General features: G+C 72.8%; 8 protein-coding genes. 5 read left to right on the plus strand and 3 right to left on the minus strand.

Going from position 1 to position 9,663, the window contains the following annotated elements; genetic code table 11:
- Positions 1 to 276, plus strand: a 276-nt coding sequence (locus AB0F81_RS48370; protein ID WP_360210713.1) for a hypothetical protein, incomplete at its 5' end; no start/stop codon positions are given.
- Positions 277 to 625: 349 nt separating this feature from the next.
- Here the strand turns inward: AB0F81_RS48370 and AB0F81_RS48375 are convergent.
- Positions 626 to 2,257, minus strand: coding sequence for an RICIN domain-containing protein (locus tag AB0F81_RS48375; RefSeq protein WP_360210715.1), 1,632 nt, complete (start codon positions 2,255 to 2,257; stop codon positions 626 to 628).
- A 292-nt stretch (positions 2,258 to 2,549) separates the two neighbouring features.
- Between AB0F81_RS48375 and AB0F81_RS48380 the strand changes: the two genes are divergently transcribed.
- From AB0F81_RS48380 to AB0F81_RS48395, 4 genes are read left to right on the plus strand one after another with little or no spacing between them, the layout of a single operon-like run.
- Positions 2,550 to 6,632, plus strand: a complete 4,083-nt coding sequence (locus AB0F81_RS48380) for a SpoIIE family protein phosphatase (protein ID WP_360210717.1) — start codon at positions 2,550 to 2,552, stop codon at positions 6,630 to 6,632.
- Entirely contained in the window at positions 6,629 to 6,931 is a 303-nt protein-coding gene (locus AB0F81_RS48385; protein ID WP_360210719.1) for an STAS domain-containing protein, read from the plus strand. The genes AB0F81_RS48380 and AB0F81_RS48385 overlap by 4 nt, the downstream gene beginning before the upstream one ends.
- Before the next feature lie 24 nt (positions 6,932 to 6,955).
- Positions 6,956 to 7,816, plus strand: a complete 861-nt coding sequence (locus AB0F81_RS48390; protein WP_360210721.1) for an MEDS domain-containing protein — start codon at positions 6,956 to 6,958, stop codon at positions 7,814 to 7,816.
- Positions 7,813 to 8,742 (plus strand): sensor histidine kinase, encoded by a 930-nt coding sequence (locus AB0F81_RS48395; protein ID WP_360210723.1) that lies wholly within the window; start codon positions 7,813 to 7,815, stop codon positions 8,740 to 8,742. Before AB0F81_RS48390 ends, AB0F81_RS48395 begins: the two co-directional genes overlap by 4 nt.
- An 84-nt stretch (positions 8,743 to 8,826) precedes the next feature.
- On the opposite strand, the gene AB0F81_RS48400 is transcribed toward AB0F81_RS48395, so the two are convergent.
- Both AB0F81_RS48400 and AB0F81_RS48405 read right to left on the minus strand, forming a co-directional pair.
- The gene (locus tag AB0F81_RS48400; RefSeq protein WP_360210725.1) at positions 8,827 to 8,979 is read right to left on the minus strand and encodes a hypothetical protein; all 153 of its coding nucleotides are present in this window, start codon (positions 8,977 to 8,979) and stop codon (positions 8,827 to 8,829) included.
- 89 nt (positions 8,980 to 9,068) lie between these two features.
- On the minus strand, positions 9,069 to 9,566 hold the full coding sequence (locus AB0F81_RS48405) for a hypothetical protein (RefSeq protein ID WP_360210727.1): 498 nt from the start codon (positions 9,564 to 9,566) through the stop codon (positions 9,069 to 9,071).
- Positions 9,567 to 9,663 lie beyond the last annotated feature (97 nt).

Below are 9,663 nucleotides of genomic sequence, written 5' to 3' on the forward strand. Positions count from 1 at the left end.
GCGGCCGCCGCGCACGACGCGGCGGTCGTCGTGGTCTCGCGGCCGGAGACCCTGCTGCCCGGCGTCACCGTCTCCCTGCAGGAGCTCGCCGGTCAGGCCGGCGCGGTCATCCAGCTCGATCGTCCGGTCCCGGACGAGTTCGTCGCGGTGGTCATCGGGCCGGGGTACGGTCAGGCGCTGTGCGCCCGGGCCGCCGGCGGGGTCGAGCTGGTGACCCTGGCCGACCTGCCGACGGCTGCCACCATCAGCCGCGTCCTGCTCGGCCGCACCGGCTAGCCGCTCGGGTCCTCGCCCCGGCGCGCTCCGAACCGCACTGCCCGCCAGCCGGCGAAGTCGGCTGTCGGCCAGTGCTCGTTCGCGCGGCCGGAGGCCGCCCTGCTGGGCGGCCGGTTGCTGCGGCTGTCGGCCGGTGCTCGTCCTCGGGGCGCGGGCCGCGTTGGCGGTCAGCCGGGTGGCTCGGCTGGCGGCCAGTGCTCGTTCGCGCGGGTGGAGACGACACTGCTGGCCGGCCGGGTGGGCCGGCTGTCGGGCAGTGCTCGATGGCGCGGCCTGAGGCGACACTGGCGGTCAGCCGAGGTGGGGACGCGCCCGCCGCGCGATGCGTGCGGCGGGCGCGTTCCGCGGGTCAGCACCAGGTGAGCGTCGAGTTCGTGCGCGTCACGTTGGTGATGGTGTTGTTGCTGCCGGTGCAGGGGCTCCAGGTGATGTTGGTGTTGCTCACCGAGAGGTTCTGCAACCGCAGGCCGGACGAGGCCGGGAACTCGGTGCGGTTGGCGATGCGGACCTCGCCGCCGCCGCTGATCGTGCCGGACACCCCGGCGATCACGCCGTTGTAGCAGTTTTCCAGCAGGACCGAGTTGTTGCCGGTGTTGGCGATGTCGACCCGGTCGATGGTGAAGCCACCGCTCTCCGAGACGCAGAAGATGCCGCGGCCGCCGCCGCGCGCCTTCACCAGGCCCACCTTGATGTTGTTCGGGTAGGAGGAGCCGACCCGGCCGTTGCGGTTGGCCATCCGGAAGGCGGCGTAACCGGTGCCGGCGCCGGCGTTCTCGGCGTCGACGGTGCCGACCGTGGCGTTGATTGTCTGGTTCAGCAGCAGGCCGGACTCACCGACGCTGCGGGCGGTGACGGTGCCGATGGTGATGCCGTCCACGCCGTAGGTCTCCACGGCGTGCGAGCTGGCGCCCTGCACGTACACGTTGTCGATCTTGACGTTGCGGGTCCACTGGCTGGTGTCGCCGCGGTTGTCGATCCGCACGCCGAGGCCGGCGGAGAGGCGCATGTCGATCTGGCCCAGCCAGACGTTGCTGACGTTGCGCATGAAGATGCCGTAGATCGGCGCGCCGGTGACGTTGAGGTAGGGCACCTCGATGTTGCTGACGCCGCGGGCGTAGATCGGGGCGTAGTCGCCGCTGCCCGAGCCGGTCACGTTGATCGTTCCGCAGACCGACAGCGAGGTCCAGCTGGCGAGCGAGATCCGGCTGCCGGCGGACATCGAGCCGTTGCCGCGGACCACGACGCGCTGCATGGAGGTGCGCCCGGCGCTGAGGCTGCCGATACCGGCCTGGACGGCGGCGCGGAAGTCGGTGCCGGTGTAGACCGTGCTGCCGGAAGCGTTGCGGGCGGTCCAGGTGCTGCCGCTGACGGTCACCTCGGACTGGAAGGTGCCGGTGCCGCAGCCGCTGGTCCCGCCGCCACCGGTGCCGGTGCCGACCTGGATCATCTGCCAGCGCTGGTTGGCGCCGTCGGCGTCGGTGAACTGGGAGATGATCCCGCCGTCGGCGGTGGACCACTCCCACAGGTCGAGGGCCTTGCCGGTGTGGCGGTTGATGAACCGCACGTCGCCGCCGGTGGAGTCCTTGAGCGTGAACTGCTGGCGGGTGCTGCCGTTGTCGGTGTTCTGGATCAGCTGGGTGCCGTCGGTGGCGTTCGGCATCTCCAGGACCAGGCCGCTGTGCCGGCTCTTGATCTTGTACCAGCCGCTGCCGGTGTCGACGAACTGCCACTGCTGCCAGTTGCCGTCGTTGCGGGTGAACTGGGCGATGCCCGCGCCGGCGTTGGTGGCGAGGTTGTAGACGTCCATCGCCTTGCCGCTGTGCCGGTTGACGAAGACGTACCAGGCGTTGGTGTTGACCGTGGCGGCGCTGGCCTGCTGGAGGCCGACGACGGCGCCGGCGCCGGCGAGCGCGGTGACGACCGCGCCGATCAGGGCGCCGCGCCAGCGGCGGCGCCGGGGCGGGGATGTGGGGGAGGACATGTGGGGATTCCCTCTCGATAGCTGTGAGCGCTAACATCTGCGGCGGCGGGTTGGGGGACCCGGGCGCCACCTAGTCACTATATAGATGCCGGTGGATGAATGTGGTCGTACTCATCCGTAAAGTGGCCCGGCGCCCCGGAAAGGTTGTCCGGCGCCGTCGATGTCGCTCACCCGGATGACACCGCCACCGGAGTTGCCCCGCTTCGACATAGCCCGTTCCCGTTAGCAACCGGCGGAATTGGATACCTTGATGGCGGTCCTCCAGGGCCGGCTAAGGGGGATGCGGAGCGCAATGAGCAAGCGGGAGGCCGCCGGCGACGTCTTCGCGGCTGACAACGAGGTCGGGAGCGATCTCGCCGCCGTCGACTGGCAGTCGACACCGCTCGGCGAGCCGGCCGGCTGGCCGCAGAGCCTGCAGACCGCGGTGAGCATCCTGCTGTCGTCGCGTTTTCCGATGTGGATGGCGTGGGGCCCGCGGCTGACGTTCTTCTGCAACGCGGCTTACCGGCGCGACACGCTCGGGCGCAAGTACCCGTGGGCGCTGGGCCGGCCGGCGAGCGAGGTGTGGGCGGAGATCTGGGACGACATCGGCCCGCGCATCGACACCGTGCTGAGCACCGGCGAGGCGACCTGGGACGAGGCGCTGCTGCTGTTCCTGGAGCGGTCCGGCTATCCCGAGGAGTCCTATCACACGTTCTCCTACAGCCCGCTGCGCGACGACGACGGAGCGCTGGTCGGCATGCTCTGCGTCGTCAGCGAGGACACCGAGCGGGTGATCGGTGAGCGGCGGATGGCGACGCTGCGCGATCTCGGCTCCGATCCGAGCGTGATCCGCACCGAGCAGGAGATGCTCACCTTCGCGGGCCACCAGCTGAGCCGCAACCTGCGGGACCTGCCGTTCACGCTGACCTATCTGTTCGCCGACGACGGGGTGGCCCGGCTGGTGGCCGCGACGGGGATCTCCGCCGAGCATCCCGCCGCCGGCGCGAACTGGCCGGTGGCGGCGCTGGCCGGCGGCGAGTCCGTGGTGGTGCCGCTGGACGGCCCACCCTTCATCGGCCTGCCCAGCGGCGACTTCGCGGAGCCACCCACCCAGGCGCTGGCGGTGCCGCTGCTGCGGCAGGGCGGCACGCCGTACGGTTTCCTCGTCGCCGGCCTGAACCGTTACCGGCCGCTGGACGACGGCTACCGCGGCTTCGTCGAGCTGACCGCCGGGCACGTCTCGGCGGGCGTCGCGAGCGCCCGCAGCTATCAGGCCCAGCAGCGGCGGGCCGAGGAGCTGGCCGAGCTGGACCGGGCCAAGACCGCCTTCTTCTCCAACATCAGCCACGAGTTCCGCACCCCGCTCACCCTGATCATGGGGCCGCTGGACGAGCTGCGGACCCGGCTCGGCGACGCCGACGCGTGGGTGCACGAGGAGCTGGAGGTCATCCACCGCAACGGGCTGCGCCTGGGCAAGCTGGTCAACACGCTGCTCGACTTCTCCCGGATCGAGGCGGGCCGGATGCAGGCCCACTTCGAGCCGGTGGACCTGGCGGCCACCACCGCCGAGCTCGCCAGCGTCTTCCGGTCCGCCGTCGAACGCTCCGGGCTCCGTTTCGAGGTGGACTGCCCGGAGCTGCCGGAACCGGTCTACGTCGACCGCGGCCTGTGGGAGAAGGTGATCCTCAACCTGCTCAGCAACGCGCTCAAGTTCACCTTCGACGGTGCCATCCGGGTGACCGTGCGGCACGAGCCGGGGCACGCGGTGGTCACCGTCGCCGACACCGGCATCGGCATCCCGGAGCAGGAGATGCCGCGCCTGTTCGAGCGGTTCCACCGGATCGAGAACGCCCGTTCCCGCTCGAACGAGGGCAGCGGGATCGGCCTGGCCCTGGTCGAGGAGTTGGTCGGCCTGCACAGCGGCACCATCGGTGCGAACAGCACCGAGGGCGAGGGCACCACGTTCACCATCCGGCTGCCGTTCGGCTCCGGGCATCTGCCGGCCGGCGCGCTGGCCGCTCCGGCCCAGACCACGGCGGTGTCGGCCAACGCCGACCCGTTCCTGCAGGAGGCGCTGCGCTGGCTGCCGGCCGAGCCGCAGACCAGCGAGGAGCCGCCGCCGGTGACGGTGACGCGCACCGCGCCCGCGACGGTGCTGGTCGCCGACGACAACGCGGACATGCGCGATTACCTCACCCGGCTGTTGCGCTCGGCGGGGCACCGGGTGACGGCGGTCAGCGACGGGAAGGCCGCGCTCGACGCGGCGCGCGCCGGCGTACCGGATCTGATCGTGAGTGACGTGATGATGCCGCGCCTGGACGGCCTGCAGCTGGTGTCGGCGCTGCGCGCCGACCCGCGGACGGCCGGCACGCCGGTGTTGCTGCTGTCGGCCCGCGCCGGGCAGGAGGCCAGCATCGAGGGTCTGGACGCCGGCGCCGACGACTACCTGGTCAAGCCGTTCTCCGCGGCGGAGCTGCTGGCCCGGGTGCGGGCCAACGTGGAGCTGGCCCGGCTGCGCAACCACCACGTGCGCTGGCGCACGGCGCTGATCGACTCGCTGCAGGAGGCGTTCTTCGTCTGCGACGAGGACGGCGCGGTCATCGAGATCAACACCGCGTTCACCGAGATCCTGGGGTACGGGCCGGAGGGCCTGCCCTACGCGCCGGTGCACCCGTGGTGGCCGGACCCGGACAGCGACGCCGACGCCCACCGCGCGGTCGCCGCGGCGTTCGAGCAGCTGCTCGGTCAGCCGTACGGGACGTACACCGTCCCGGTGAACCACCGCGACGGCCGGCGGCTGTGGGCGGCCGCCGCCTTCAACCAGGTCCGCGACCCGGACAGCGGCCGCCGGGTGATCGTCGGCACCTTCCGCGACGTCACCGCGGAGCACTACGCGGTGCAGCGCGACAGCGCCCTGGCCGCCGTCGGCCTGCGGCTGTCCCAGGCCGAGGACCTGGGCGACGCCCTGTCCGGCGTCCTGCACGAGGTGCGCAAGCAGTGGCAGGCGAACCATGTGCTCGCGGCCGTCTTCAACGGCTCCGCCACGCCTGCGGTGACCTCCACCGACAGCGTCCTGAGCTGGGAGAACCTGTCCGAGGAGCGGCGTGCGGAGATTACCGGGCTGCGGGACCGGCCACCGCTGGCCCCGGCCACCGGCACCGGCATCACCCTGGAGCACCCGCACGGAACCATGGCGCTCTGGATCGACCTCGACGACCACCGGCCCTTCACCACCGAGGACCAGACCCTGCTCGCCCTGCTCGCCGGCCACATCAGCCAGGGGCTGCACCGCATCCACCAGATCGACCAGCAGCGCGAGACCGCCCTGGCCCTGCAGCGCGCCATCCTCGGACCGGCGCACCTGCCGGCCGGGTTCGCCGCCCGCTACGAGCCGGCCAGCCGCCCGCTGCGCGTCGGCGGCGACTGGTACGACATCATCCCGCTCGACGACGGCCGGATCGGCATCGTGGTCGGTGACTGCGTCGGCCACGGGCTGCGGTCGGCCACCGTGATGGGCCAGCTGCGCAGCGCCTGCCGGGCCCTGCTGCTGCAGGACTCCAGCCCGGCCATGACCCTGATGGCGCTCGACCGTTTCGCCGCCCAGCTGCCCGGCGCGGGCTGCGCCACCGTCTTCTGCGGCGTGCTCGACCCGGGGACCGGCCACCTGGTCTACTCCAGCGCCGGTCACCCGCCGGCCATCGCCGGGCATCCGGACGGCTCGACGCACCTGCTCGACCAGGGCCGGTCCCGCCCGGTGGCGATCCGTCCCGGCCTGCCCCGCTCCGAGGCCGAGTACACGGTGCCGGGCCGGGCCACGCTGATGCTCTACACCGACGGCCTGGTCGAGCGCCGCCGGCAGGCGCTGACGGTGGGCATCGGCGACGCGAGCGCCGCGGTCCGGCACGGGCTGCGCACCAACATCGAGGACCTGGCCACCGAGATCATGGACCGGCTGGCGCCGGACGGCGGCTACGACGACGACGTGGCCCTGCTGCTCTACCGTCACCCGGGGCCGCTGGAGCTGGACTTCCCCGCCGAGGCGGGCCGGCTCTCCTCGGTGCGCCGGACCCTGCGCGGTTGGCTGGACCGGTGCGACCTCAACCCGACCATGGTGCAGAACGTCCTGGTCGCGGCGGGGGAGGCGTGCGCCAACGCGATCGAGCACGGGCACCGCGAGCACCCGGGTGGGCGGATCCACCTGCGCGCGGCGGCCACCGCGGCCGACCTCCGGCTGACCGTCGCCGACAGCGGGCGGTGGAAGACACCCGATGCGGCTGCCAACCCGTACCGTGGGCGTGGGCTCAAGCTCATGCAGGCGTTCATGAACGCCGTCACCGTCACTCCCGGCCGGACCGGGACCGTCGTCGACATGCAGGCGAGGATCACCCCATGACCACCGCGCTCAGCCTCACCTCCGGCTCCCGCCCGGACGGCGCGCCCGTCCTCACCGTGGCGGGCGAGATCGACATGAGCAACGCCGCGGAGTTCGCCGCGGCGCTGAGCGACGCCGTCGCCCGGGCGGGTGACGCGGCGGTCGTCGTCGATCTGACCGGCGTCGAATATCTGGACAGCGCGGGCCTGGCCGCCCTGTTCGCCCAGGCCGACCGTCTCCAGGTGGTGACCGGTCCGCTGCTGGCGCCACTGCTGGAGGTCTCCGGCCTCGCCGAGCTGACGGCGATTCACCGTGCCTGATCAGATGTGGCATGCTGCCGCCTGATGACGGATGCCGGCTCGATCGAGCGACTTCTCCCCGGTGACCACGCCTGCGTGGTGGTCGGGGACGACCACGCCCGGCTGCGGAGCCTGACCACGTTCATCCGCGCCGGGCTGCGTGAGCACCACCGGATCCTCTATTTCGGTCCGGGCGCCGACGCGATCGAGGCGGAGCTCGGCACGGCCGCCGCCGCCGCGCTCGGCTCCGGTCAGCTGCGGATGGGCACGCCCGAGACGACGTACCTGGCCTCCGGGGCGTTCGACCCGCGGGCGACCGTCGAGGGCTGGCGGGTGGAGTCGGCGATCGCCCGCGACGCCGGCTACCACGGGCTGCGGGCGATCGGCGACATGTCCTGGGCGAGCCGCCCGGTGCCCGGCGCCGAGCTGCTGGCCGGTTACGAGGCGCAGGTCAACCGGGTCTTCGCCGACGGGTACGCGATGGCGATGTGTCTCTACGACCGCCGGCTGTTCAGCGAGGCCGAGCTGCAGCGGGTCTGCTGGGCGCACCCGGCCACCGTGGAGGACGGGACCGACCCGCGCGGCGTCCCGCAGCTGCGTGCCGTGCGCACCGGTGACCCGGTCGGCATCCGCCTGGAGGGCGAGGCCGACCTGACGAACCGGCACGCGCTGCGAGCCGTCATGGAGAACCTGGCCGCCGACATGCCGGTCACCGAGGAGCCGCTGGTCGTGGACGTCTCCGGGCTGCGGTTCATCGACGCGGCGGCGGCCCGGATCCTGACCGGCGCCGCGGCCGCCGACGCCACCCGGATCCGCGTGGTCGGCTGCACGCCGGCGATGCGGCGCCTGCTCGTCTTCAACGGGGCGAGCGCCATCACCGGCCTGACCGTGGAACCCGCGGCATGACCCTGATCGCCTTCGACCACCCGGGTCTGCTCTACGCCTCCCGCGAGGAGTACGTGGACGGCACAGCCGGCTTCGTCCGGGCCGCGGCCGGCGCGGGCGACCCGGTCCTGGTCGCCGTCCCCGGCCCGAACCTGGAGCTGCTGCGCGGCGCGCTGGCCGACCTGGGCGACGCGGTGACCTTCGCCGACATGGCCGTCGAGGGGCGCAACCCGGGCCGGATCATCCCGGGAGTGCTGCTGGCCTTCGCGGCCGAGCATTCCGGCAGCCGGGTGTCGATCGTCGGCGAGCCGATCTGGGCGGGCCGCACCGAGGTCGAGTACCCGGCGTGTGCCGCCCACGAGGCGATGATCAACGCGGTGTTCGCCGGCCGGGACGCGGCCATCCTGTGCCCCTACGACGTCGCGGCTCTGGACCACGACCGGGTGCGCGACGCCTGGCACACCCACCCCGTGATGATCGTCGACGGCGCCCGCCGGTCCAGTCCGTGGTACGCCGACCCGCTGCACACCGCCGAGCGCTTCAACCAGCCGCTGCCCGCGGTGCCGTCCGCCGCCGCGACGATCGCCTACGGCCGCCCGGCCGACCTCTCCCGGGTGCGCCGGTTCGTCGCCGCCAACGCGGACGCCGCCGGGCTGAGCCCGGCCCGCGCCGACGACCTGATCGTCGCGGTCAACGAGCTGGCGGAGAACACCATCGCGCACACCGCGGGCAGCGGCGTCGTCAGCGCCTGGCCGGAGACCGGGCGGCTGATCTGCCAGATCGACGACCGGGGCGCCTTCGCCGATCCGCTCGCCGGGCGGATCCCGCCGCCGGGGCACATCGAGGGCGGCCGTGGCCTGATCCTGGCGCACCAGCTCTGCGACCTGGTGCGCATAAACGCCCGCGCGGACGGCACCAGCATCCGGCTGCACATGGCCGCGTACTGACCTCAGTCCCCGGCCACGAGCAGCGAGGCCAGCGGCTCCAGCCAGAACGCCAGGAAGGGCCCGGCCGGGTCACCGCGGACAGGATCAGCTGGCCCAGCCGACCGGTTCGCCGCCGGCTGCGTCGCTGGTCGCGGTCCGCCAGAAGAAGCCGATCGCGTACGCCACGACGACCGTGACGTCGAAGACGAGACTGGCGATCCACGCGCCGATCGGCACCGCGGGCTGGCCGCCTTCCACCTGGACAAACTCGTCGACGCGGCCTGCTCCGGGCCCGGTACGAAGCGCCCGCCGACCGGCCGCGCGGTCGTGGCCGTACCCCGAAGGTGTCATGCGAACCCCAACTCGGCCAGTGCGGCCCGGCCCCGGGTGGCGTGCACGCCGCCGGCGAGCAGCAGGCTGCGAGCCGCCTGATACCGGCTGCCGGCCGCCTCGAACGCCGGCGCCGTGGCGGCCACCCGCTCCGGGTCACCGTCGAACAGCGCCTGGGCCCGCTCCACCATGGCCTCGGCGACCGGATTGCCGGCGACCATCGAGCGGGCCGAGACCAGCCGCCCGGCCGCGGACGCGTCGCCGGCCAGCACCGCGGCCTCGGTGCGCAACCCCACATACCAGTGCAGCCAGATCCAGGTGACCCACTTCCACACCTCGCCGGGCTCGGCGGCCAGCGGCTCCAGCGCCCGCGCGGGCTGCCCGCGGTGCAGCAGCAGCATCGCCTCGAACACCGGGCCGTAGCCGTGGACGCGGCCGCCCGTGGTGCCGACCCGGTCCAGGATCGCGGTCCACTCCTGATGGGCCTGCTCGTCACCGCGCAGGCCGTGGATCATCGTGCCTCCCGGATCGGAGATTGGGCGCGGATCGCCCGTCACGGCTATCGCACCTCGTTGCTCGCGACGTGTCACATCTTTCGCGGAAAGGGCGAAA

The organism is Actinoplanes sp. NPDC024001 (assembly GCF_040638955.1).
GTDB lineage: Bacteria > Actinomycetota > Actinomycetes > Mycobacteriales > Micromonosporaceae > Actinoplanes.

Bases quoted from the DNA above. Each gene is read 5' to 3' on its own strand.
- AB0F81_RS48375 (WP_360210715.1), bottom strand. From the start codon at position 2,257: ATGTCCTCCCCCACATCCCCGCCCCGGCGCCGCCGCTGGCGCGGCGCC.
- AB0F81_RS48380 (WP_360210717.1), top strand. From the start codon at position 2,550: ATGAGCAAGCGGGAGGCCGCCGGCGACGTCTTCGCGGCTGACAACGAG.
- AB0F81_RS48385 (WP_360210719.1), top strand. From the start codon at position 6,629: ATGACCACCGCGCTCAGCCTCACCTCCGGCTCCCGCCCGGACGGCGCG.
- AB0F81_RS48390 (WP_360210721.1), top strand. From the start codon at position 6,956: ATGACGGATGCCGGCTCGATCGAGCGACTTCTCCCCGGTGACCACGCC.
- AB0F81_RS48395 (WP_360210723.1), top strand. From the start codon at position 7,813: ATGACCCTGATCGCCTTCGACCACCCGGGTCTGCTCTACGCCTCCCGC.
- AB0F81_RS48405 (WP_360210727.1), bottom strand. From the start codon at position 9,566: ATGATCCACGGCCTGCGCGGTGACGAGCAGGCCCATCAGGAGTGGACC.